General features: G+C 63.3%; 26 protein-coding genes. 8 read left to right on the top strand and 18 right to left on the bottom strand.

What is annotated here, in order from left to right:
- Positions 1–29: 29 nt before the first annotated feature.
- Positions 30–791: a glycosyltransferase family 2 protein gene (locus tag CI15_RS08895; protein ID WP_062126532.1), complete on the bottom strand. Its 762-nt coding sequence runs from the start codon at positions 789–791 to the stop codon at positions 30–32.
- A 241-nt stretch (positions 792–1,032) separates the two neighbouring features.
- Here CI15_RS08895 and msbA point away from each other — a divergent pair, with 241 nt between their 5' ends.
- Positions 1,033–2,826, top strand: coding sequence for a lipid A export permease/ATP-binding protein MsbA (msbA, locus tag CI15_RS08890; protein WP_062126529.1), 1,794 nt, complete (start codon positions 1,033–1,035; stop codon positions 2,824–2,826).
- 108 nt (positions 2,827–2,934) lie between these two features.
- On the opposite strand, the gene CI15_RS08885 is transcribed toward msbA, so the two are convergent.
- On the bottom strand, positions 2,935–3,978 hold the full coding sequence (locus CI15_RS08885) for a glycosyltransferase family 2 protein (RefSeq protein ID WP_062126526.1): 1,044 nt from the start codon (positions 3,976–3,978) through the stop codon (positions 2,935–2,937).
- Positions 3,979–4,181: 203 nt separating this feature from the next.
- On the opposite strand from CI15_RS08885, the gene CI15_RS08880 reads away from it, so the two are divergent.
- Positions 4,182–5,276 (top strand): glycosyltransferase, encoded by a 1,095-nt coding sequence (locus CI15_RS08880; protein WP_062126523.1) that lies wholly within the window; start codon positions 4,182–4,184, stop codon positions 5,274–5,276.
- 58 nt (positions 5,277–5,334) lie between these two features.
- On the opposite strand, the gene CI15_RS08875 is transcribed toward CI15_RS08880, so the two are convergent.
- Positions 5,335–6,630, bottom strand: coding sequence for an O-antigen ligase family protein (locus tag CI15_RS08875; RefSeq protein ID WP_062126520.1), 1,296 nt, complete (start codon positions 6,628–6,630; stop codon positions 5,335–5,337).
- A gap of 287 nt (positions 6,631–6,917) precedes the next feature.
- Between CI15_RS08875 and CI15_RS08870 the strand changes: the two genes are divergently transcribed.
- On the top strand, positions 6,918–7,763 hold the full coding sequence (locus CI15_RS08870) for a glycosyltransferase family 2 protein (protein ID WP_062126516.1): 846 nt from the start codon (positions 6,918–6,920) through the stop codon (positions 7,761–7,763).
- A 46-nt stretch (positions 7,764–7,809) separates the two neighbouring features.
- Here CI15_RS08870 and CI15_RS08865 read toward each other — a convergent pair whose 3' ends face one another.
- Together CI15_RS08865 and CI15_RS08860 are read right to left on the bottom strand one after the other, a co-directional pair.
- Positions 7,810–8,139 (bottom strand): hypothetical protein, encoded by a 330-nt coding sequence (locus CI15_RS08865; protein WP_062126513.1) that lies wholly within the window; start codon positions 8,137–8,139, stop codon positions 7,810–7,812.
- Between the two features lie 99 nt (positions 8,140–8,238).
- Complete coding sequence (locus CI15_RS08860; protein WP_062126510.1) at positions 8,239–8,796, bottom strand: ester cyclase; 558 nt, start codon at positions 8,794–8,796, stop codon at positions 8,239–8,241.
- 193 nt (positions 8,797–8,989) lie between these two features.
- Between CI15_RS08860 and CI15_RS08855 the strand changes: the two genes are divergently transcribed.
- Both CI15_RS08855 and CI15_RS08850 read left to right on the top strand, forming a co-directional pair.
- Positions 8,990–9,922 (top strand): recombination-associated protein RdgC, encoded by a 933-nt coding sequence (locus CI15_RS08855; protein ID WP_062126507.1) that lies wholly within the window; start codon positions 8,990–8,992, stop codon positions 9,920–9,922.
- 615 nt (positions 9,923–10,537) lie between these two features.
- Complete coding sequence (locus CI15_RS08850) at positions 10,538–11,335, top strand: EAL domain-containing protein (RefSeq protein WP_062126504.1); 798 nt, start codon at positions 10,538–10,540, stop codon at positions 11,333–11,335.
- A gap of 135 nt (positions 11,336–11,470) precedes the next feature.
- Here CI15_RS08850 and CI15_RS08845 read toward each other — a convergent pair whose 3' ends face one another.
- The 4 genes from CI15_RS08845 to CI15_RS08830 all read right to left on the bottom strand — a co-directional run bounded on the left by CI15_RS08845 (position 11,471) and on the right by CI15_RS08830 (position 15,568).
- Complete coding sequence (locus CI15_RS08845; RefSeq protein WP_062126501.1) at positions 11,471–12,739, bottom strand: MFS transporter; 1,269 nt, start codon at positions 12,737–12,739, stop codon at positions 11,471–11,473.
- 98 nt (positions 12,740–12,837) lie between these two features.
- Complete coding sequence (locus CI15_RS08840; RefSeq protein ID WP_062126498.1) at positions 12,838–13,311, bottom strand: VOC family protein; 474 nt, start codon at positions 13,309–13,311, stop codon at positions 12,838–12,840.
- Between the two features lie 79 nt (positions 13,312–13,390).
- Entirely contained in the window at positions 13,391–13,858 is a 468-nt protein-coding gene (locus CI15_RS08835; protein ID WP_062126495.1) for a VOC family protein, read from the bottom strand.
- A 150-nt stretch (positions 13,859–14,008) separates the two neighbouring features.
- Entirely contained in the window at positions 14,009–15,568 is a 1,560-nt protein-coding gene (locus CI15_RS08830; RefSeq protein WP_174543213.1) for an SH3 domain-containing C40 family peptidase, read from the bottom strand.
- A 159-nt stretch (positions 15,569–15,727) separates the two neighbouring features.
- Between CI15_RS08830 and CI15_RS08825 the strand changes: the two genes are divergently transcribed.
- Positions 15,728–16,153, top strand: coding sequence for a TOBE domain-containing protein (locus tag CI15_RS08825; RefSeq protein ID WP_062127163.1), 426 nt, complete (start codon positions 15,728–15,730; stop codon positions 16,151–16,153).
- A gap of 75 nt (positions 16,154–16,228) precedes the next feature.
- Here CI15_RS08825 and CI15_RS08820 read toward each other — a convergent pair whose 3' ends face one another.
- Positions 16,229–16,666, bottom strand: coding sequence for a hypothetical protein (locus CI15_RS08820; protein ID WP_062126494.1), 438 nt, complete (start codon positions 16,664–16,666; stop codon positions 16,229–16,231).
- Positions 16,663–17,172 (bottom strand): lysozyme, encoded by a 510-nt coding sequence (locus tag CI15_RS35245; RefSeq protein ID WP_075643680.1) that lies wholly within the window; start codon positions 17,170–17,172, stop codon positions 16,663–16,665. Before CI15_RS35245 ends, CI15_RS08820 begins: the two co-directional genes overlap by 4 nt.
- 273 nt (positions 17,173–17,445) lie before the next feature.
- On the opposite strand from CI15_RS35245, the gene CI15_RS08815 reads away from it, so the two are divergent.
- The gene (locus CI15_RS08815; protein ID WP_062126491.1) at positions 17,446–17,946 is read left to right on the top strand and encodes a GAF domain-containing protein; all 501 of its coding nucleotides are present in this window, start codon (positions 17,446–17,448) and stop codon (positions 17,944–17,946) included.
- 116 nt (positions 17,947–18,062) lie between these two features.
- On the top strand, positions 18,063–18,845 hold the full coding sequence (locus CI15_RS08810; RefSeq protein ID WP_062126488.1) for a mechanosensitive ion channel family protein: 783 nt from the start codon (positions 18,063–18,065) through the stop codon (positions 18,843–18,845).
- 3 nt (positions 18,846–18,848) lie between these two features.
- On the opposite strand, the gene CI15_RS08805 is transcribed toward CI15_RS08810, so the two are convergent.
- The 7 genes from CI15_RS08805 to CI15_RS08775 form a co-directional block, all read right to left on the bottom strand.
- Entirely contained in the window at positions 18,849–19,241 is a 393-nt protein-coding gene (locus CI15_RS08805) for a VOC family protein (protein WP_062126485.1), read from the bottom strand.
- Positions 19,242–19,552: 311 nt separating this feature from the next.
- Complete coding sequence (locus CI15_RS36950) at positions 19,553–20,098, bottom strand: MerR family transcriptional regulator (protein WP_062126482.1); 546 nt, start codon at positions 20,096–20,098, stop codon at positions 19,553–19,555.
- On the bottom strand, positions 20,095–20,511 hold the full coding sequence (locus tag CI15_RS36945; protein ID WP_062126479.1) for a hypothetical protein: 417 nt from the start codon (positions 20,509–20,511) through the stop codon (positions 20,095–20,097). The genes CI15_RS36950 and CI15_RS36945 overlap by 4 nt, the downstream gene beginning before the upstream one ends.
- Before the next feature lie 206 nt (positions 20,512–20,717).
- Positions 20,718–21,260: a flagellar biosynthesis sigma factor gene (locus tag CI15_RS08790; RefSeq protein WP_241495818.1), complete on the bottom strand. Its 543-nt coding sequence runs from the start codon at positions 21,258–21,260 to the stop codon at positions 20,718–20,720.
- A gap of 89 nt (positions 21,261–21,349) precedes the next feature.
- Positions 21,350–21,751: a DUF2515 family protein gene (locus CI15_RS08785; protein WP_241495817.1), complete on the bottom strand. Its 402-nt coding sequence runs from the start codon at positions 21,749–21,751 to the stop codon at positions 21,350–21,352.
- Between the two features lie 382 nt (positions 21,752–22,133).
- Positions 22,134–22,757, bottom strand: coding sequence for a hypothetical protein (locus tag CI15_RS08780; protein WP_062126473.1), 624 nt, complete (start codon positions 22,755–22,757; stop codon positions 22,134–22,136).
- Between the two features lie 2 nt (positions 22,758–22,759).
- Positions 22,760–23,761, bottom strand: coding sequence for a DUF2515 family protein (locus CI15_RS08775; protein WP_062126470.1), 1,002 nt, complete (start codon positions 23,759–23,761; stop codon positions 22,760–22,762).
- Positions 23,762–24,010: the final 249 nt, after the last annotated feature.

Raw genomic sequence — 24,010 nt, 5'->3', positions numbered from 1 at the left:
TGGTGCGGCCCGGTCCGGCCAGGCTTGGCTTACCGCCCGCCCGTTTTTTCCAGACGTGCCAGCTTCAGAAACCGGTAGTAGACCGTCTCCGCATTGAACAGCGCGATCATCAGCCCGGCGCGGCCGTCCAGAAATCCGCGTCGCAGCAGATAGGTCCGCACGAACGCCCACAGGCCACGCCCTACCGCCAGCCGAATGCTGCCTTTTTGGCCGGCCTCGTAACGCTGCCGCGCGCCGGCCGTCGAATACGCGTCGAGCTTGCGCAGCACACCCTCGTAGTCCTCGTACGAGTAGTGCATCAGCTTGCCGGTCAGGCGTTGCGCGGGCGTGTCGAACACGAGGCGCTCGTGCACGAGGTCGTCGGAAAAGCGCGCGGTGCCGCGTTTGAACAGGCGCGGAATCCAGTCCGGATACCAGCCGCTGTGATGAACCCATTGGCCGCAGAAGCTCGACAGGCGGTCCACCGCATAGACGTCGGCGGCGGGCGCGGCGAGCGTCGCGCGAATCGATGCGGCAAGCTCCGGCGTGACGATTTCGTCGGCGTCGAGCGACAGGATCCAGCTCGTTGTCAGCGCATCGACGGCGCGGTTCTTTTGCGGGCCGAAGCCCGGCCAGTCGGTCTGTTCGATGACGCGAGCGCCGTGTGCGCGGGCGATGTCGGCGGTGCCGTCGGTGCTGCCGCCGTCGATCACGACGATCTGATCGGCGAAGGCCACGGCCTGCAGGCATTCCGCGAGCCGCGCCGCCGCGTTCCGGGTGATGAGGGCAACGCCAAGAGTGGTTTCTTGCATACCTGAGTTGCGTAGAGGACGAAGTGACGGAGCGGGACATGGCCCGGCGATCGAGCAGCGAGTATACACACCCGATCCGGCCCCGCACCACGGCGCCGATCCGCCAGGTGTTGCGCGCCTTCCGCCGGGCGCGATGCATCGGCCGTCATGCTCAACCGATTACAATGCTCTTTTTCGATATTCCACGCGGCGGCCCGACCATGCGCCGCGTGCTCGCTGTTCCGCATTTCCAGAGGATTCCTTGAGCGCGAAGCCAACGTTAAGCAAACCCATGGGTTCAGGCGATGCGTCGTCGCCGGCCGTCGTCCTGCGGCGCCTGTGGCCTTTCATCAAGCCGCTGCTGTGGGTCGTGGTCGGCGCGATCGTCGCGATGGCGGTGAGCGCCGGTACCGACGCCGCCATTCCCGCCCTGCTCAAGCCGCTGCTCGACAAGGGCTTCGGCGCGCATGCGGTCGACAGGACTAAGTGGCTCGTGCCGGCCGCGGTGATCGGCCTGGCGCTGATTCGCGGCGTGTCGCAGTACGCGTCCGGCTATCTGCTCGCGTACGTGTCGAACAAGATCCTGCTCGAGCTGCGCCTGAAGATGTTCGACCGCATGATCCACACGAGCGTCGCGTTCTTTCAGCGCGAAACCGCGAGCACGGTCATCAACGCGATCGTCTTCGAGGTCAACCAGATCCTGAACGTGCTGCTGAGCGTGATGGTCACGCTCGTGCGCGACTCGCTGACGGTGATCTTCCTGCTCGGCTATCTGTTCTATCTGAACTGGCGCCTGACGCTGATCGTCGCGGTGCTGCTGCCGGGCATCGGCTGGCTGGTCGGCAAGATCAATCGCCGGCTGCGGCGCCTGAACCGTGAGCATCAGTTGCTGACGAACGAGCTTTCGTACATCGTCGAGGAGACCGTGGGCGGCTACAAGGTCGTCAAGGTGCATAACGGCGAGCAGTACGAGATGGACCGCTTCACCGAGATGAGCCGGCGCCTGCGCGGCTACGCGATGCGCATGACGGTGTCCGGCGGCCTCGCGCAGCCGTTGACGCAGTTCCTCGCGTCGATCGCGCTCGCGGTCGTGATCACGATCGCGGTGGTGCAGTCGTCGTCGGATCAGACGACGGTCGGCGGCTTCGTCGCGTTCGTCACGTCGATGCTGCTGATCATCTCGCCGCTCAAGCATCTGATGGACGTGAACCAGCCGCTGCAGCGCGGCATGACAGCGGCCGAGCTGATCTTCGGCCTGATCGACGAACCGGCCGAGCCGAAGGGCGGCGGCAAGCCGCTCGCGCGTGCGCGCGGCGAGGTCGAATTCCGCGACGTGTCGTTCCACTACGGCACGAACTCGACGCACAACCGTCACACGCTCGACCAGGTGTCGTTCAAGGTCGCGCCGGGCGAGATGGTCGCGCTCGCGGGCCCGTCGGGCAGCGGCAAGACCACGCTCGTGAACCTGCTGCCGCGCTTCTTCGATCCGACCGGTGGCGCGATTCTGGTCGACGGCGTCGCGTTGCCCGAATACGACCTGCACGCGTTGCGCAGCCAGATCGCGATGGTGAGCCAGGACGTCGTGCTGTTCAACGACACGATCGCGCACAACGTCGCGTACGGTCAGGAGGTCAATGCGGAGAAGGTCAAGGCGGCGCTGCGCGCGGCGAACCTGTGGGACACCGTGCAGGCGATGCCGCAGGGCATCGAAACGCTCGTCGGCGACAACGGCATGATGCTCTCGGGCGGCCAGCGCCAGCGTCTCGCGATCGCCCGTGCGATCTACAAGGACGCGCCGATCCTGATTCTCGACGAAGCGACTTCCGCGCTCGATTCCGAGTCCGAACGCCATGTGCAGGCGGCGCTCGAAACGCTGATGAAGGGCCGCACCACACTCGTGATCGCGCACCGGCTGTCGACGATCGAGCGCGCCGACCGCATCCTCGTGATGGAGGCGGGGCGGATCGTCGAGTGCGGCAGCCATCGCGAGCTGCTCCAGCACGACGGTTTGTACGCGCATCTGCATCGAATCCAGTTCCAGCAGAGCGCGGCCTGAACCGTCGCATGGCGGATGTGGGGCACTGGTGCGCTTTGCCGGAGCCCCTGCGACGGGTCGGCCTATACGGCCCGCGTCGCCAGTCACCGCCAGACCCGAGCGTCGTCTTCAGACCTTTCTACCGCGCACGACCCGCTTGATCCAGATGCCCGGCGCATAGACCGCCGGACAACTCGCATACAGGAACATCCGAATCCGCAAGCCGAGCTTCACGCCGGCGCTGCGCGTCATCAGCCCGATGCGTTCGCCGAGGCTGCCCGCTTCGAACATCGCATGAATGAACTGCTCGCGCGCGAGCTTCGGCGCCATCGCCGCGCGCATGCGTTCGCCGATCCCGGCGATCTGCGCGTCGCGTTGCAGCTGGGCGAGCTCCGCGAGGCCGTAGCGATTGCTTTGCCGCATCCGCGCGATCAGCTCGTCGACCGACTGGTAGCGGCGCTTGCGCGATAGGCCGCCGCGCCGGTAGCGCACCAGCGGCTCGCGCAGACTGATCGCGCCGCCCGAGAGGATCGCGCGCAGCACCATGATCTGATCCTCGGCCGCGGCGCCTGGCAGCATTGGCCCGAAGCGCTCGATCAGGCGTCGCGACCACGTATGCGCGGCGCCGATCAGCCAGGGACGCTCGACGAGCCAGTCGTCGAAGCTGCGATAGCGGTCGAGCTCGGTCGGGCTCACGCGCTCGTGCAGATGACCGGCTTCGTCCATGTCGGCCAGATCGGTTGCGATCAGATCAGGGCGGCGCCCATGCGCGAGCCAGCAGTCGACCACGCGCGCGCAGCGCTCGGGCGCCGACATGTCGTCGCCGGCGGCGACGAACAGCAGCTCGCCGCGCGCGAGTTGCGCGAGTTGCGAGAGGTGCGCGCTGATGCCCTGGTTCACGGCGTTGCGCCGGGCGATCACGCGATGCGGCCCTGCGTAGCCGGCGAGCGCCGCTTCGATCGCGGCGAAGGTGGCGTCGCTGGACGCGTCGTCGGAAACGATGATCTCGAGCGGCTCGTAGGTTTGCGCGAGCGCGCTGCGCACGGCGTCGCCGATCTGCTGCGCCTGATTGTAGGCGATCACCAGCATCGAGACGAGCGGGCGGGCGGTGTCGGCGGTGGCGTCGGTGGCGTCGGTTGCTTCGGTTGCGGCGGGCGTCGGGCTGTCGGTCATGGAGTCGGGACGAAGGCGATTGGCCTAGATTCTAGCCGTTGGCGGCCGGGCCGCGCGACGCGCGCGCTGAACCTGGGCACCTCGCGGGCATCGCGCGGGAACCGCGACCTGAGCGCAGCGAAACCCATCCTTTACAATTGCCGCTGCCCCGAAACTTAGTGCCCACGTCCTCATCCGCGCGTGCGCCTCACCGAGACCGATCCTTGTCAGAGCCGACCCGCGACCCGAACCGCCGTCCCCTCACCGACCTCGCGCTGACCGCCCAGGCGCTGAAGAACAGCGGCGGCGCCGAGCGCTACACGCGCGATGTGATCGCCGGCCTGCATCGGCTGGGTCTGCGCCCGACGCTGTTCGCGCGCGAGATAGACCCCGCGCTGCCTGAAGCCGCATGGATCGAGGCGCAGCCGCTCAACGTGCGCTGGGCGCCGCGCAAGCTGCGCAACCTCGCGTTCGACTGGCGTCTGAAGCAGCGTCTGAAGCGCCATCGCCCGGCGTGCGTGTTCTCGATCAATCACTCGACGTATGCCGACGTCGCCTTGTGCGGCGGCACGCATCCGGGTTCGCTCGAAGCCGCGGGTCGCGCGCCGCGCCGCAGCGACGAATGGCAGATCGAGCTCGAGCGGCGCGTCTACACGCGGGCGCGTTCGATCGTCGCGCATTCGCAATTGATGAGCCGCGAGTTGCAGCGCTTCTATCAGGTGCCGGCCGCGCGCATCGACGTGCTGTATCCGCCGGTCGACACCGCGCGCTTCAAGCCGCTCGACGCCAGCGCGCGCGCCGCCGTGCGCCGCCAGCTGGGCGTGCCCGACGATCGCGTGATGTTCGTGTTCTCGTCGACGAGTCACGAGCGCAAGGGCTATGCGCTGCTCGAAGCGTTTTTCTCGCGCACGACGCTGCCGGTCTGCCTCGTCGTCGTAGGGCGCCCGGTGCCGAAGACCAGCGACACGATCCGTTACGCGGGCTATAGCAAGGAAATTGAGAAGCTGTTCGCGGCCGCCGATTTCACGGTGGTCGCGTCGGCGTACGAGCCGTTTGGGCTCGTCGGCGTCGAGTCGGTGATGTGCGGCACGCCGCTTGTGATCGCCGAGAACGTCGGCTCGGCGGAGACCGTGATCGGCGCGGCGAAGATCGAGTTCTCGCGGCAGGCCGCGGGCAGTTTCGAGCGCGCGATCGGGCAGGCGGTGGAACGCGCCAGGAGCGGCGCTGCGCGGATCGCGGCGCCGCGCGAGAGCCTCGTGTACGACCCGAGCGTCGACGCGCACGTCGCGGCGCTTTACGAGGTGTTCACGCGGGGATGAGGGCGATGAGGGGCGATGAGGGCGGCGCTGCGCGCGCCGGCCGCCATGTCCGCTCGAATCAATCGCGCGACAGCGTTTCGCGCACCAGCGCCGCCGGCGTGGTGGGGGCTTCGCTTCGCAACTCGCGTTTGCGCGCATCGATCACCGCCAGAAGCGTCGCCACCAGCAAGGCGAGCAGCACCGTGACCATGATCGGGACCAGCACGTCGATCGTGAGCCCGAAGATTACCGTGCTCGTCGCGACCGCGAGACCCGCGTACGACGCGGCGCGAATCGCCGGATCGCTCGCGTGCCGGTGGCGCCAGAAATACACCGCCATCCCGTAGTAGAGCAATAGCAGACAGATCACGCCGACCGCACCCATCTCGGCGAGCGTCGAGAAAAAGTCGCTATGCGCGCGTTCGTTGACGATCTCGGCTTTGACTTCGCCACGTTTGGCCATCACGCCGAGCTCGTCGACCAGGTGGCCCTTGCCGATGCCCCACGCCGGGTGCCGTTTGAACATCATCCGCGATGCGTTCCACAGTTCGAAGCGCAGGCCGGTGGCCGTGTTGTCGTCGCCCCTGTGCATCATCGATACATCGCTCGGCACCTCGGCTAAGCGCTTCTGCACCCGTTCAGTGGACAGCAGCCCGCCTGCCGCGATCACGATCGCGAGCGTCGCGATCACGAGGCGCTTCTTGTGCGTGAACCAGTGGTACTGCATGCCGAGCAGCACGACGAACATGGGCACTGCGAGCCAGCCGCCACGCGTGCCCGACAGAAACGACGCATAGCCGCCCGACACCAGCGCGAGGACGCGCGGCGCCAGCACGCGCCAGTCGCGCGGATTGTCCCAGCCGAGCGTGAACACCGACAGGAACGCGAGCAGCAGGGCGGTATCGCCGAACGGAATCGCGTTCGTGTACGAGTTGTTCAGGCGGTGCGCGTCGGTCCAGCCGCCGGGCGGCTGAGCGATGAACGCCCACACCCCGACCGCGAGCGCGCCGGCCGCGCAGCCCCAGCCGATCATGCGCAGATTGCGCGACGGCAATTGCCGCAGAAGCAGGAACACCAGCAGCGCAAACATGAAACGCGACACCGAGTCGAACTCGCGTGGCAGCCAGTAGCCCAGCACCAGTTGCTGCGCGCCGATGCCGACGACGAACGCGAGCATGCCGATCGTGTACCAACGGTAGGTGCGCAAGGCGGAGAAATAGCCCGGCATGCGCCGGTTGGCGATGGCCGCGCCGAGCGCGAGCGCGACGAGTGCGAAAAAGCAGTAGCCGGTGCCGCCGCGCCAGATCAGATTGACCGCGGGCGCGAAAAACAGCAGAGCCGTCGTGAGCCAGAGCAGGCTGGGAGCAAAAATCATAGGCCTACGTTATCGATGAAACACTACCGTTCCGGTGGTGAAGTTGCAGGGGCGCGGGACCATTTGAGGTTTTCAAGACGGTAGAGCGATCCGGATTATAACCATGCGCTCCCTTGCGAAATGCTTGCTGCCGTACGCGGAAAGGTAGCGCAGGCCCCCGCGGCGGGCGCTGGGGCGGGGCGCGCGGTGGTTGTCGTGCGAGCGGGCGGGGGCGGTACAATCGCGCGACACTCATAGGCGGGGCGCGGCGCTTGCCGCGCCCGCACGCAGCTCAACGGACCGACTCGATGTTCTCAATCATCATCCCGACCTGGAACAACCTGCCTTATCTGCGCCTCGTGATCAGAAGCCTGCGGCGTCATTCGACGCATCCGCACCAGATCATCGTGCACGTGAACGACGGCTCGGACGGCACGCTGGCGTGGGTGCGCGACGAGGGGATCGAGCATACGGCGTCGCCCGGCAATATCGGCATTTGCCACGCGGTCAATATCGCCGCGGCCCGCGCGACGCAGGACTATATCGTCTACATGAACGATGACATGTACTGCTGCCCCGGCTGGGACGACGCGCTCGTCAGGCGTCTCGCGCAGATGCCCGCCGACAACCTGTTCATGCTGTCGGGCACGATGATCGAGCCGGTCGATTCGGGCAATCCGTGCGTGGTCGTGCGCGATTTCGGCCGCGACGCGCAGGTGTTTCGCGCCGACGAGTTGATCGCCGCCACGCCGGGGCTCGTGCGCGCCGACTGGCGCGGCGCGACGTGGCCGCCGACGCTCGTGCATCGCGACTGGTGGTTCAAGGTGGGTGGCTACAGTAGCGAACTGAGCCCCGGCATGAGCAGCGACAATGATTTCTCGATGAAGATGTGGGACGCGGGCTGTCGCACGTTCGTCGGCGTCGGCGACAGTCTCGTCTATCACTTCCAGCAGAAGAGCACCGGCAAGATCGTCAAGAACGACGGGCGTCGCCAGTTCCTCAACAAATGGGGGATGACGCAGGCAACCTTCGACCGCTATTACCTGCGCCGCGGCACCGCCCTCGACGGCGCGCTCGCGGTCAGCGAACCGGAGCGTACCGGCCGGCTGCGCCGTGCGCTACTGAAGTCGCGCATCAAACGCGCGTTGGGCTGACGGGCTTCTGCCTCGTTGCTGGGCGTGAGCCTACGCGCGGCGCGCCTCAGACGCCGCCCGTCACGAGCGGCAGCACGGTCAGATCCGGATGCGTGCCGTCGATGATGCTGCGCCCCACATGCACCGCTTCGTATAGCGCGTCGTCGCGGCTCTTGAAGCTCTCCTCGCCGTCCGCGTGAAACGGCACCGCATGGCCGGGAAGATGAGGATTGGCGCCCGGATGGCAGACGTAGCCGAGATACGTGTAGCGGCTGTTTTGCGCGGCCGCCGCGTCGCCGGCATGGGCTGCGTCGGGCGGGTCCTTCGCGACGGGTGACACGTGAATCTCGAAGCCCTCGTATTGCACCGTCTGCCAGTCTGCGGTTTCGTCGGCCATGACCGCCTCCGTCTGGGTCTGTTCTATCAAAAAGTCTAGGTGATTTGCCGCCAAAACGCGCGGCCGGGCGGCGAAGGCCAAGCCATTAAGGCCTGGCGATCAAGGCTTGATCGCGCCGAGTTGCTTCAGCAGCGTCAGGTTGTCCTCGAGATGCCAGTTTTCGACGATGCGGCCGTCCGCTACGCGATACAGGTCGAACGCCTGGAAGTCGACGGTCTGGCCGTCGCCCTTCAGGTTCCCGAACTGGCCCGTGAAGTGGCCATGAAAGTGCAGATGCACCGACGCGCGGTCGCCGGCGACGACGAGATCGTCGACCTCCGCGTGCAGGTCGGGCACCGCCGCGCGAAAACCCTTCGACGCCTGCAACGGACCGTTCGGGCCTTGCGGGCGGCCGTCCGGCAGCGTGCGATCGATGAACGCGGGCGACAGCGCGAGCCGCGCGTACGCTTCGTCGCCGGTGTTCCAGAACGCTGCGTAGCGGCGCGCGGCGAGCACGACCGCGGCGCTTTGCGGCGAGGCGGTGTCGACGGCGACGTGATACGGGGTGGGCAGGGTTGCGTCGTTGGCGGAATCCGCGGCCTGTGCGCCGAGCGCGCCGGCAAGGCTGGCGGCGACGAGAGCCTGACGGACGACGCGGGAAATCGATTGGCGGTTCATGGTGCGCTCCTCGGAAGTGGGTGGATGAAGCGCATTCTGCGGACAACGTCCGCATTTGATAATCGGTCTGTGGATAGAAGGATTTTCATTCGATTTTTGAAAATCATCCCTCTGCAGAATCGCGGCCGCCAGAACGCCCTGGTGGGTCCTCGTCGGATAAAATGCTGCGCTTTGCCCAAAACCGACTTCGCTCATGTGGTTCAAAAACCTTCAGCTGCACCGTCTGCCCGCTCCGTGGTCCGTCACCCCTGAACAGATGCAGAAGTGGCTCGCGCCGTACGCGTTCGCGCCCGGCCAGAGCATCGAGATGCAGGCCCAAGGCTGGGCGCCGCCGCGCGATGGCGACTCCCTCGTCTACGCGATGAACGGCCAGATGCTGCTGACGTTCCGCGCCGAGAAGAAGCTGCTGCCCGCGTCGGTCGTCACGCAGATCACGCGCGAGCGCGCGGCCGAAATCGAGGAGCAGCAGGGTTTCAAGCCGGGCCGCAAGCAGATGCGCGACCTGAAAGAGCAGGTCACCGACGAGTTGCGGCCGCGCGCATTCAGCATCCGTCGCGACACGCGCGTGTGGATCGATTGCACGAATGGCTGGCTCGTGATCGACGCGGCGTCGCAGGCGGTCGCCGACGATGTGCGCGGGCTGCTCGTGAAATCGATCGACCAGTTGCCGCTGATGACGGTGCGCGTCGCGCAGTCGCCGGTCGCGGCGATGACCGGCTGGCTGCTCGACGGCGACGCCCCGGCGGGCTTCACGCTCGATCAGGACACCGAGCTGCGTTCACCCACCGAGGGCAACGCCACGGTGCGCTATGTCGGACATACGCTGGACGCCGACGACATGCGCCGGCACATCGAGGCGGGCAAGCAATGCATGCGGCTCGCGATGACATGGAACGATCGCGTGTCGTTCGTGCTGACGCCGTCGCTGACGATCAAGCGCATCACGCCGCTCGACGTGCTCAAGGAAGCGAGCGACCCGACCGCGCAGAACGACGACGAGCGCTTCGATTCCGACGTCGCGCTGATGACGGCCGAACTCGATCGCATGCTGCGCGACCTGATCGATGCACTGGGCGGCGAGCAGGGGGCAGAAGGGTTCGCGCTGCCGCAGGCCGTGGCGGCTTGAGCGTCAGATTCGCGCGCTGTCGAGCGCTTCGACACAGCTTCACGTAGCTTCACGTAGCGCGAGGTCGCGGGCCGCGGGCGCGGTCCGCCGCGCCCGCGCGCCCCTCGGCCAGGCTCAGGATCTATCGGTCGACAGCAAGCATGCTGGCCATGATTGCCTCGTTGTTCCCTATTCGACACGCGAACTATTGCGGATGCATTTGACAATCGTGATTTCACAGTTCAATTTAACAAATTGAATCTAACGATTTTTGACAGTTTAATTAACTATTTGCAGTGAAAATCAGGATCTGATTTTCATATCGAATGGTTGCCAATACGCATATCCGAAACGCAAGCGGCTCGTTCTCCCGATTTTCATTTGGATAGGCAGCGCTGAAATTCGCAGTCTGATGCACGGTTTTCGGGCATTTCAGAGCGGCTTGGCGCGTTATCATCGATGAAAAAAATGCTGCGTGCACCTTTTCTTTTTCGTGATCGTCCCGTCGGAATTTCGGCTAATTACGCCACAAAATGACGCAGTCTTTTAAATTGGAATTAGAGTGTGCGGTGATTATTAGCTAACGGGCGTGTGAAGCCCGATGAAACCATTCACCGGTCATCGAGGAGGCAGTCCGTGGATGAACATCAAGACAGCGAAGCGCACAAGCGTGCGGTGCTCGGCGCGCGGATCATCGCCGGTCTGCGCGCGGGCGAGTTCGCCGTCGCGTTCCAGCCTGTCGTGCATGCGCAAACTCGCGCGCTGTTTGGCGTCGAATGTCTGTTGCGCTGGCGGCATCCGCAGTATGGGTTGCTGCTGCCCGGCGCCTTCGCATCGGCCTTGCACGACCCTGCGGTCGCGCACGAGGCGACGCGCTTCGTGCTCGACGTCGCGTGCCAGCGGCTGCGCGAAACGTCGCAAGCCGGCGGCGCGCTGCCACGCGTCGCGGTCAACGTTCAACCGTCCCAACTGCTGGATGACTCGCTGGTGCAGATGATCGACGAGATCACGCGCCGTCATTGTGTGCCTGCTTCGTGTCTCGAACTCGAACTGGTCGAGAACGAGGAGACGCTCCCTCTCGTCGCAACCCGCGAGTTCACCGCGCCGCTGCGCTCGCTTGGCGTGCAACTGGCGCTCGACGACTTCGGCACCGGTTATGCGTCGCTCGCGTCACTCGCCGGCGCGCAGGTGGATGCCGTGAAGCTCGCGCGCGAATTCCTCCGTCATGGACCGCTGCGCGACGATTCGCGCAGCGCCTACGTGATCCGCGGCGTGATCGACATGCTCGGGCGGCTTGGCATGCGCACCGTCGTCGAAGGCGTGGAGAGCGCCGCGCAGATGGCATGGCTCGCGGCGCTGCCAACGGTCTACGCGCAGGGCTATTACGTCGGCAAGCCGGTGTACGAGTTTCCGGTCCCGCATGAAGTCAGGTAAAACTCCGTGCGCTGCCGAACCTTCGATGCAGAAGAAAAAACGACAGCCGTATCAAAGGCTTGCGAACTTTTCCGGGAAGTTATGCACAGATTTGCCAACAAAAACTGTGGGTAACTTTGTGTGTGTGTTCGGTCTTCAGTCTTCGAGCGCCCACGCGCGCTTGCGGCGCAGCAGCGCCGAGCCGATCGATACCACCGCGCCGATGCCACCCATCGTCAGCGACAACGCGACGATCAGCGGGCCGGTTTGCGTGCGTGCGGAGAACACGCCGACGAGTAGACCGGCGAGCGGCTGGGTCAGGTTGTTCAGCAGAATCGCGACGCCGATCGTCTTGCCATAGTCCTCGGGCGGAATGATCTGCAAACGCGCGCTGCGGATGTAGACGTTGAACATCTTGTCGAAGCCGACGATCAGCAGAAAGCCGAGCGCATAGCCCCACGGCGATGCGCTCGCGCCCGCGATCACACCACCCGCGCAGATCGTCACGAACGCGACGAGACCGAGCACGCGCGCGGGCCAGCCAGCACGCGCGACCGTCAGCAACACCAGTACCGTGGCGATCGCGCCGGCCGTTTGCAGACCCGCGTAGTAGCGGTTCGATTGCGCATGCAGCCCCGTCACCATCGCCGCCGACGTCGCGAGCGTCACGCCGATCACGAGGTTCTCGGCGGCGGCGAGCATGATGACCTTCTTCAGGCCCGGCAGCGTCCACACGTGATTGAGTGCGATGCGCAGCGGCATGGTCCAGTGGGCGGCGGCCGCGAGCGACTGAGCGGACGAATGAGCGGACGCATGAGCGGACGCATGAGCGGACGCATGAGCGGACGACGGAGCCGGCGCGCGAAAGCCGCTCAGACGTTGCCAGACGAACAGCGAGGCATCGGCGAAAAGAAACAGCACGCCGGTCACGGCGACCACCGATTCCCAGCGCCACATGCCGAGCATCAGCGCGGCGAGCATCGGTCCGAGCACGAAGCCGAGCTGATCGGCCAGTTGCGAATAGGCGAGCACCTTCTGGATCTGCTGCGTGCTGAAGATCTGCGGCAACATCACCTCGCGCGCGACGAGCCCCTGGCTCGTCAGCACGCCGCACGCGGCCGACAGCGCGATCAGCCAGCCGATGCCGCCGAACAGCGCATACGCGGCGATGCCGCCGAAACAGGCGAGCGCGCGCACCGCCTGGCTCAGCCGCATCAGACGCAGCGGCGGGAAGCGGTCGCATAGCGCGCCGAAGAACGGGAACACGAGGTAGCGCGGCAGCGTTTCGATGAAGAACGCGAGGCCCGACCACGAGACCTGGCGCGTCGTCTGAAACACGACGAGCGGCACCAGAAAGAGCAGGATCTGATCGGCGAGACGCGCGATGAACAGCGAGCAGAAGAAGGCCTGATGGTTGACGCGCACCGTGGTTGTCTCGCCGTGTTGGGGTCGAGACCGATCCTATCAAAAGATCGCGCGTGCGCGGCACACGCACGCGCCGTGCTGCCTCGCCGTGGTGCCTTCTACTCGCCGCGGTACGCCTGTTCGAGCGGCGCGATATCGAGCTTGACCATCTTCATCATCTGCGCCATCACGCGGCTGGCCTTCTCGCGATCCGGGTCGCGCAGCATCTCCAGCAACACGTTGGGCGCGATCTGCCACGACACGCCGAAGCGATCCCGCAGCCATCCGCATGCCACTGGCTCGCCGCCGTCGAGCAGCTTCGACCAGTAGTGATCGACTTCCTGCTGCGACTCGCAGTGCACCAACAGCGAGATGGCCGGCGTGAAGGTGTATTGCGGGCCACCGTTGAGGGCCATGAACTCCTGGCCCTCGAGTTCGAACGTGATGGCCACGACCTTGCCTGCCGGTCCGGGGCCGGCGTCCGTGTAGTGCAGCGTGGTGGCGATGCGCGAAGCCGGAAACACGGACATGTAAAAATCCGCGGCTTCTTCGGCATTGCCGTCGAACCACAGGCACGGCGCGATTTTCTGCATGACGTTGCTCCTCCTGGGGTGCTGTCGGTGGGCGCCGGTCGTGCGTTCGACCGGTGCCCACCGGCCGCTCACTTCCCGACTAACACTTCATCGCGGCCATCGCCTGCTGGATTTCCTCGGCGCTCAGGTCGCGCTTGTGCGTCGCGAGTGACCAGCGGTGGCCGAACGGGTCCTTGACCTGGCCGTAGCGGTCGCCCCAGAACATGTCGGTGACGGGCAAGGTGACGGTCGCGCCCGCGTCGACCGCTTGCTTGAAGCTCGCGTCGACGTCCTCCACGTAGTAATGAATCGTGACCGGCGTACCGTTCAGGGTGTTGGGACCGAAGCTTTGATGCTCGGGCCATTCGTCGGTCAGCATCAGCACCGAATCGCCGATTTTCAGGCTCGCGTGCATCACTTTGCCGTCCGGCCCCGGCAGACGCATCTGTTCGACGGCATTGAAGGCTTTGGTGTAGAACGCGATCGCTTCGGCGGCGTTCTTGCAGATCAGGTACGGCGTGAGCGAGTGCATCCCGTCCGGGATCGGTTTGACAGCGGCACTGGACATGACGGTGACTCCTTGAAGTAACGGTTCCTCAGTGGAAAGACCGGCTGCGTGAGCTGGGTCTTCAACGTTACGACGAGTTTGTGACCGTCGGATCGACACTCCGAAAAAAATATTTATCGGCGCGGGCAAGCGCGAGGGCGCCCGCGCCATCTACCCCGCCGGATTCTCCTCGTCCGCCGGCGGCGCGGATGCCGGCGCCGCGCTGCCGGCCGGCGCGCCGAGGATGCTGATCTGGAACGTGTGCGTTGCGGCGAGCGACTGCAGCGTCGCGTCCTCGGGAATGCGTTCGTCGAGCGGCAGGATCACCGAGCCGCCGATCACCGCGCGCCGGCTGTTGTCGGCCGGGCGCAAGCCCCAGACGTCCTGATAGACGACGGGGACCGTGAGGCCGTCCCGCGTCGTGTTGCCGAGGTACAGCATCACGTGGCCGCCGATATAGATCAGCGTGCGCAGCGGCACGCCATGCCGCGCCAGATAGTCGAGCCGCTCGGCGGGCGTCGAGTCCGACAGGTCGACCATGCGGCCGGCGCTCATCTGCGTCGACGAATGGCGCGGCAACCACACGCCGAACGCGGCGAAGATGCTTTGCAGTTCCGACGAACAGTCGTTGTAGAGCCCGCTATTGCCCCAGCCGTACGGCCGGCCGATCAGCGCCTTCAATAGCATCGCGAGATGGCGCGGCGTCGCGGCGAGCGGCATCGGCGCGATCTGCGTGGCGTCGAGCGACGCAGTGCGGATCAGCGCGTGCCCGTCGACGTCGCGCGCGGGAACGAGGAGCTGGCGCGTGGCGGGGTTGTCGGCGTTCGGCGTCGATGCTGCCGGCTGCGCTACCAACGGCAGCATCGTGCCGGCCGGCGCGTCGAAGCGGAACATGCCGCGGCTGTCGTTCACCGCCGCCGACGCGACGATCACCGCGCCCAGCGACTTGCCGGCCGCCGCGCGCCATTGATCGATGAAACGCGCGTCGGCGAACGAGACGCCGTCGCTGCGCACCCAGCCCTGGACGTCGGGTGTCTGCACGTAATGCCACGCACCGTCGACGCTGCTGCCGAGCACATAAAGCGGCGTGCCCGGCCGCACCGCCGAGATCTGCAGGTTGTCGAACGGATAGCCTTCGCCGGCCAGATGATGGTCGTAGAACGACGGGTCGGTGGTCGGCAGCTCGCGCACCATCAGATTGCCGCTCGCGATGGCGCGCCGCCCGGGCTGATAGACCGGCGTTTGCGTGAACTGCGCGACGTTGATGTTGCGCGCGATCGCGTCGATCCATGCCTTGTCGTGCGGTCGGAAGTTTTCGCCGTAACCGATCACGCTGCCGTGCTTGCCGGTGTTGTCGAACTTGTCGATGCGACGCTGTTGCAGTGCCGCAATATCTTCGCCCTGCTCGCGGAACACGCGTGTCGTGACCCACGCGGGATTCCACGGCGACGGCGCGTTCGCGTCCGTGCCGAAGTAGCGCGCGGACAGCGCGTCGAAATGCGCGCGCTGTTCGGCGGCACTGAGAAACGGCCGATCGTAGTCGGGGCTCGCCGGATCGAGCCAGTGATCGACGTTCTGGTCGTAGTGGTCGAGCGGGAACAGCGTGACGTTGTCGACGAACGCGTGCGTGTCGTGCGGTGGCGTCGGTGTGCTGCACGCGACGAGCGTCGTGACGGCCGCGCACAGCACGACGGCGCGGCAGACACGGCGGGAGAAAACGGCGACGGGCATGAAGATTCGGCGTATGAGGTCCAAGGGCACGATGATACGGTGTCGGCGCTGCGCGCGGCGCATTGGATGTTCGGCGGCGGCGCGCGTGGCTTCCGCTACACTCGGGCTATTCGTCCACCTCGCGCGTCGTCACGCGCCTCAATCGACAGGGAGCACGCCATGAAAACCAGCGCACGCAATCAGTTCAGCGGTGAAGTCACCAACGTCACGCACGGCGCCGTCAACGACGAAGTCACGCTGCGCACCGCGGACGGTCTCGAGGTCGTCGCGATCATCACGCACGGCAGCGCAAAGTCGCTGGGGCTTGCAACCGGCAAGCAGGCGTTTGCGCTCGTGAAGGCGTCCTCGGTCATCGTGATGGTCGATGTCGCGAAACAGCAGGTGTCGGCGCGCAACTGCATCGAGGGGACCGTCGCGGCAGTGACGAAGGGGGCGGTCAATTCGGAAGTGACGATCAGCGCGGGCGCCGCGCAGATCGCGGCGATCATCACGAACGACAGCGTCGAGCGTCTTGGCCTCGCGAGCGGCAAGAAGGCGACAGCGATTTTCAAGGCGTCGAGCGTGATTATCGGGGTCGATCAGTAAGAGGGGCCCGTCCATGGGGCCGTGTTGCCTAAGGGGTACCTGGATTCTGACCGGATGCAGGTACGCGACGAGCCTTCACTTGTCGCGTATGGCGCGAACAATGATGCCATCCCATTCAAAAACAATTCTGTGAGCATCCATCCGGAAAACCGCGAAACAATTGTCGCTATCGACGAAAGCTGCTGTGGCGGGCAATCCGGTCTCATTCACGCGAATGCCGAATTGTTTTGTCAACTCTGAAATTGTGTCAATTTCTTTAACAATAAAACCCGTGTTCGGCTCGCATGTTTCATTGTCGAAACTCATAGATTGCGGTGTAATTTTCATGGTCATGCCAAGAATCCGTTTCGCTTCGGGAATGCCGCCGGAAATATCGGCATAGTCGACTACCTCGGTCACGACCCAATCGCCGACGAAATCATTGATCGTCGCATGTGATGTTTGTGCCGCGCACACGCTTACCCAAGTGGCAAGTGCGAGAGTCGCATATAAAAAAAGCTTGCCGGTGGTCATTGTGTCGATTGCCCGAAGGGCGCGGATTCTCGTTGGCGGCGGTTCATTAATCCCCGGCTTATTTTCGCAGGGCCGATCTTTCGTCCGGTGCGGTCACGCGGCGTGATCATCACGTTGAGCATCATTTTTTGTGCAACGGTTGTCATGTCTCCCCTATTTGCGGGGTTTAGCACGTCGCGTGTGTTTTGCCTGGAGGAGTTATAAGCAAAAGACACGGCGGCATCGAATTGTGCCTGAGTCAATTCGTGCTTCGTAACAACGGCTTTAACTACTGCCTCAGCGTCCCGAACCCGAGTTTGCAGGATAGCGTTTGCCTGTTCGGGAACAACCGTTCGCGCGAGTTCTTCCTCCGTACACGGCCCGAAGTGGGCTAATGTGCCGATACCCCAGGTGCAATTGCCGTTTTGGGGTGCATCGTTGTAGTAGCGCATAACCACACCTTCATTGAAGCGAAGGGCGGTATAGCCGGCCTCACTCATTGTTTTATTTGCATTTGCGTTTGGCATCGAAATATCTCGAAAAATCAAATCGAATGGATTGGTGAATATAGCTGATCCAAATAGGAAAAACGTATCTTGATTTATTTTTATGCAATATTAATATAATGATATTGACCTGAAAGCTAAAAAGGGCGACCGAACGAACGTCGAGAGGTGCGGCGGCGAGGTCAACGCACGGCGCGTACCCAGTGATCGACACGCTGGCGCGCGCGGGAAATCCGCTTGCTTTACACTGCACGCCTTATCGCTTTCTATCCCGCACCGATTACGGACGCCGTCATGTTCGAAGTTTCCGCCACCTCGCATCTGCCCAAAGCCGCGCAATACGAAGAACTGGTCGCCCAGGCGCGCGCGCTGCTCGCCGGCGAAACCGACTGGATCGCCAACGCGGCGAATTTCTCGTCGTTCGTCTTTCATTCGTTGAGCGATCTGAACTGGGCCGGCTTTTACTTTCACGACGGCCGCGAACTGGTGGTCGGCCCGTTCCAGGGCAAGCCCGCGTGCGTGCGCATTGCGCTCGGCAAGGGCGTCTGCGGCACGGCCGCGCAAACCCGTCAGACCCAGGTCGTGCGCGACGTGCACGCGTTTCCCGGCCATATCGCGTGCGATTCGGCCTCGCAATCGGAAATCGTCGTGCCGCTCGTCGCGCCCGATGGCACGCTGATCGGCGTGTGGGACGTCGATAGCCCGGTCGTCGCGCGCTTCGACGAAGAAGACGCGAAGGGTATGGAAGCGCTGTGCGCGGTGTTCATCGAGGCGGCGCTGCCACGCGGCGTGTAACGCCGTCGAGCTTCGTCGGCGCAATAGCAAACCGCGTGCCGCTCGGTATGGCGGTTGTACAGGAACGTATCGTGCTGATCAGCCGTCTGGACTAACCAGACGAAATCAGGCCGACGATGAACGACTTCCTCTACCGTTTATTTCATCTTCAGCCGTCGCTGCTCGTCACGTTGACGCACGACGTCGTTCATATCGCCATCGCCGTGCTGATCGTGGTGATCGGCTGGTGGTTGTCGAACCGCGTCGGCGCGATGTTTGCAAAGACCCTCGCGCCGATGCTCGCTGCGATGGGCACGTGGGCCGTGCGCGTGCTCGTCTTCATCGCGGCGCTCGGTGAAGTGGGGATCGCGACCGCGAGCGTACTGGCCGTGCTCGGCGCGGCCGGCCTCGCGATCGGCCTCGCGCTGCAAGGCACGTTGCAGAACATCGCGGCCGGCATGATGCTGCTGTTGCTGCGGCCGTTTCGCGTCGGCGACGTGATCGAGGGTAGTGGCGCCGCGGCCGGGATCGTGCGCGAGGTGGGGCTCTTCACCACGCGGATCGAACGTGGTGACGGCAACATCGTGTTCGTGCCGAACAGCCAGATCTGGAGCAATCCGGTGATCAACTACAGCTGCGGCGGTACGCAGCGCATCGAGGTCGAGGTGGAACTCGCGCAGCGCAAGGACGTGGATGCGGCGATCGGGCAATTGCAGAAGCTCGTCGCCGACGAGCCCCGCGTGCTGAGCGGCTCGACGCTCGCGCCGGTGGTGTCGGTCGCGGAGTATCCGGAGCAGGGCGGCGCGACGTTGCGGATCGCGGCCTGGGTCAGGTCACCGGATGCCTCGTTGGCTGGCGGCGATCTGCATCAGCGGGCGCAGGTGGTGTTGGAGCAGGCGGGATGCGAGGTCGCCGCTTAGCGCTCAGGGTGCGTGACATACGGCTTCGACGCGATTGCCGGCGGGGTCGACCAGAAACGCCGCGTAGTAGCTTCGGTGATAGTGAGGCCTCAAGCCAGGCGCGCCATCGGATTTTCCACCCGCCGAGAGTCCTGCCTTGAAGAATGCATCGACATGATCGCGGGACGGTGCCTTGAAGCACCAGTGCCGCCTGTTCTCTTTGACTTCGCCAGGATCGAGGTAGACGGCCAGATAGGTCGATGACGTATCGTCGGGCGTGCAACGCTCGCCATAACCCAAGGCGGTGGGTCGGTCGTAGACTTTGCTCGCGCCGAGAGCCGTCATGATCGCATCGTAGAAACGGCGCGCCGCCTCGATGTCAGGAACGCCGATCGATACGTGGTCAAGAAGCTGCATGACGCGTCTCCCTATTCTTGAAATCAGACATACGGCTACTTGCTTATATAGGTCGTGCCGCAATCCAGTTTTCTCGACGCGATGATGCTTGTCAATCGCCGCCATCCGCCACGCTCAACAGCGCGGCCTCGATCGCTTCGACCGCGTATAGAAAGCCCAGGCTCCGGTCCCACTTCAATGGCGTCAAGCGCTCCGCCGCGACGTCCACGAGCACGCCCGAGCGGAAGGTGTCGAATTCAATATAGATAGCACGTGGCCTGTCGAGAGGAAGCTGCGGTGCGGGGCATCGATCGCACAGTTCATGTCGTAAATCAGGAGGGGCTCTTGCATGGCAATCTCGCGCGTCGGCGGATTGCGTTTGCCTCCTCCGGTGTCAGCCCGAGCGAACCCAGGAACGCCAGATGCGACTCGGGGTTCTCCGCCTCGAACTCGGCATGCCACCGATCCATATCGGCGTCATCGAAGCCCGCGCCACGCAGCATCGCAACCCATGCGTCCTTTCCACGCCTGCGTCCTCGACGGCGAAACGACGGTTGGGCCAGCAACGTGGCAATCGCTTTCTGGCGGTGTCTAAGACGCGCGACTTCCTCCGTCAGCGCCATCAAATGGGTTTCAAGGATCTGGGCGGCCGCGTCCTCCTCATTGGCGAGCACGTCGCGGATCGCGGCCAACGGCAGCCCGGCGGCACGGTAAGCGCGGATCGCGCGCAGCCGCTCGCGTTGCGTCTCGTCGTAGAGCCGATAGCCGGCGGAACTGCGTCCGCACGGTACTAGCAGACCGAGCGATTCGTAGTGAAGGAGCGAGGAGCGCGCGAGCCCTACCTCGCGAGCCAGTCGTCCGAGAGTCAGTCGTGTCATGACGGCAAGGCAAGTCGATCGGGTGAGAGAAAGCGATAGCGCGCATCGGAGCGGGCCAGCAAATCGGGCGAATAGTGCGCGTCGATCAGCGTGCGCCACGCGCCTGAAAAGGCCGGTGCGCGCGCGAGAAAGTCCTCGAACGATACCGATGGATCCGAAGCCCCGGCACCCGCCATGAGCCGGATCAGCGCTTCGGTCATTGTACGGTGGTATCGGTGGGGTACGCCGAGGTGTGCGGCATATCGGGCGATGCCGGCACAGGCACGCTCGATGGCCTCGTCGAGCGGGAAGCGCTGCAGGTGAATCCACGCCACGCGCAGATGGTTGCGATGATTGAACGCGGAGGGGGGCAGCCGACAGGTGAGGAAGGCTTCGAGGAATTCGTCGTCGGTGAAAGCGGGGGTAGTGTCCATCTCGATCGAAAGGATGTTTGTTGAACATGCTTTCGATCGTGAAGGTGACTATGGTAGTCGGGTCAAGCGCGTTTGTGGTTCATTTGAACGGAATGCGACCCGCCGCGGAGGAAGCCGGCCCGGACCACTTTGGATGACCGAAGGGGACTCGCCTCCCAATCCCTTTTTCCATTTTCTCTTTGCCGCTGCACTGTCCGGACTGCGCCTCAGTCGTCAGGGTAATCGTCGAAGACGGGAAGACTAAGATCCAGAGTAATCAGGTAGCGCTCGTCGTCAGGTCGATCGTCCGTCCGAAAGCACCGTATGTTGAGCGAAACCTGATATTTGTCGTCGGCCTGCCATCGTGTTGTTGGTGCGGTGCACGCCCGAATTGCCTCGCGCGTCGCCTTAGTGTCTTCGATGGGGCGGTTGATCGAAGAGTGAAACGGCTTCCACCCACCTCGTCTGAATTGGTTCTGTATGTCCGTGAGGATTGCCATCGACTCGTCAAGCGGTAGTGTCTCAACCTGCGGCGACAAAGTGACGAGTGTCACGTTGCCTTTCTGATTGGCATAGAGACTTAGAAATTTCGCTGTCGGAGTGGCGAAACCGTATCGCGGATCACTGAGGCGAAAGATTGCCGGACGCCTCACGTGTAAGTTGACGGAATTAACCTCGGTCAGCAATGGAAGCGTTGAGTGGGATTGCCTGCGTACCTGCTCGTAAGGTTCGCCGAGCGTAAGAACGACTTCGTCAACAGGCTTTGCCATCACGAATGTGAGTAGTCCCCATACGGCAGCGCAGCCAACTACAGCGCAAACGAGATATGCGGGCCACCTGATTTTTCGACTCAGCATGTCTACCTTGGATGCGCGATGAGGTAAAGGGAGTTTTCAACGTCGTATTTCTGAAGCGGATGGCGTAGCAACTGGTCGAAGCGCTGTGCGGCTCGCATAACGAATGCCATACGCTGATCCGGATCGGCAAGATTCGCGAGCGGCTCATTACTGAAACGTTCGTTCTTAGCATTGGCTCCCATCGCCGTACACTTATTCGCAAAGGCGAGCTGGATTTCCAGCGCCGATCCGGTCGGAATATGCAATGCCCATGCGAACTGGTTGGCGCGCATTAGCAGCGCGAAAGATGGATCGTTGTACATCGCCGGTTGCAGAATGTTGATTTGCTCGTGACGGGCAAGCAACGCCACGCCTTCTGCAATGTTTCCCGCATCGGGCGTGCGTCGTGCATTACGTGCAACCAAACCGGGTCTAGTACATGCGCCTTGGGTAGGTGTGCGCCATCAGACTGCATCGTTGCAACTTCCTTGTCTGTCAGGCGAGTACAGTGCCAGCCTTGGATCGAATATCCCTTTAGCACTGAGCCTACTTCCGTTATCGCTCTATCGAAGGCCGGCACCGGATATTGGTGAGTGCCGCTTTCCCAGTCGAAAAGGACATCGTGGTTACGCTCCAAGGTAGTGATAAGGGGAGCGGGCCAAGCTTCAACAGCTTCGATTGGAATCTGGTTCCTACGCGCGGTTGATTGATTTGCGGGCGAACTGCAGATCATCTACTCACGGCCAGCGGGAAGCCCCGCCGCGATATGAACGCAGATGACCCATGCCTGGCATCTCTTAGTGCGGGCTATTCGTCCGGCCGGTCCTTTATAAAAGGGGGGCTTAATCGTAAAGTAATCAAGTAGCGCTCGTCGTTCGGGCGGTTCTCGTGGATGAAGCGGCGAACGTCGAGAATGACCTGATATTTGTCGTCGGCTAACCAATAGCTTATCGGATCAGCACGCGACCGAATTGCCTCCCGCATAGCGGGTGTGTCTGTGATTGCTGGATTATCTGCGGCACGGATCAACCGCCATCCCCCACGCCGGAGTTGATTTTGCAAGTCAGTGAGGACCGCCATCGTGTCGTCCAGCGGCAACGTTTCAACCTGTGGCGACATCGTTACACCGTTGACCCTGCCGTGTTCGTCATAGCTGACCATCATGAACTTCGCTTTGGGGGCTGAGAACCCGAACCGACTATCGACAAAGCGCAGCCTTGCGGGGCGGATGATTACGCCCCCCCAATTTGCGCCGGGCTCGACAGCAGGCAGGGTTGACCGGGATTGCTTGCGCACCTGCTCGTACGGTTCACCGAGCGTCAGCACGACTTCGTCGACGGGCCTTGTCATCGCGTAGATACCCCATGCGATTGCGCAGCCGATCAATGCGCATGACAGATACCCGAGCCATCTGATATTTCGACGCTGCATGACTACCTCGGGTGCGCGATTAGAAAGATGGAGTTTTCGACGTCGTATTTCTGAAGTGGATGATGTAGCAGTTGGTCGAAACGCTCGGCTGCGCGCAGTACAAACGCCATCCGTTGGCGTGGGTCAGCGAGGTTGGCGAGCGGTTCCCTGCTAAACAACTCGATTCGCGCGTTCGCTCCTGTAACGGTGCACTGATTGACTAGCGCCAACTGGATTTCCCGCGCCGATCCGGTCGGGATATTCAGCGCCCACGCGAACTGGTTGGTGCGCATCAGCATGGCAAATGCGGGGTCATCGTACATGGCCGGTTGCAGGATGTTGATCTGCTCGTGCCTGGCAAGAATTTCGACACCCTTTGAGATATTGCCGCTGTCGATCGCCTCAAATCCTTGATGGATTTCCAGAGTGGGAACCCCAAACGCCACAGAATCCGCAATTGGCCAGACGACGCTTCCCCTCAATGACGTTCGTTCAGGCAGACAGCGCTCAAACCTCTGCAAGCCGAACCGCTTGTAGAACATGTGCAGCGGCCAGATATCGAGAAACAACGCCGTGTTGCCCTTCGCCAGCATCTGATAGACCTTGGCAGCGCCTTCAGCGGTCGCAGCACCCGCCGCAGACGGTGCCCCGTAGGCCATCATCCATGCAGCAGGGCCGACACTCGTTACCTTGCTCAAATTGGCAGCAGCGTCCGAAGCCGATTTGCCGTTCATCTCGGCGGCGTTGAGTAGCCCGCAGCCAACCTGCTTTGACGCGAAAGCCGCGAGCCCGGCCCACTGGAAGCGGTGATCGTCCAACCACAATTGCGCGTAGGCCGCGTTGATACGCCGGTTGCGTGCGATCGGATCGTCAACGGTTACGATGGCCTCGGCCTTCTTCTGATAGAAGCGCCAGCAGTCGATACAGTCCTGCTTATCGTCTTCGGCGCGCTTTTTTGCAGCAGCCTCCTCCTCTTTCCAGTTCGGGTAACAAACCGGACACCTTGTGTTATCGCACTTTTGCATGAAATCTGCTCGTCGTTGTTGGCTTCGTTTTCATCCCCTCGCGCAACGTTCGTTTGCGACGCACGCCCGCATATAACGTTGGCTGCATCGAACATTGATCGGCCATTCAATGCGCGGCGTAAACCTAGCAGATCATCGGGAGGCTATGTTTTTGGGATACTCGAGCCAATGAAGAAGCCGACCATCGTGGGTCGGCTTTTTCATGCTGGTCATCCCCGGCTGTGCTTCCGTGCACGGTATTTCCGGCGA

Origin of the sequence: Paraburkholderia monticola, from assembly GCF_001580545.1 — a bacterium.
In the GTDB taxonomy this organism is placed as follows: Bacteria; Pseudomonadota; Gammaproteobacteria; order Burkholderiales; family Burkholderiaceae; genus Paraburkholderia; species Paraburkholderia monticola.
The sequence above is the reverse complement of the archived record's forward strand: the minus strand, read 5'-3'. Positions and strand labels throughout refer to the sequence as shown.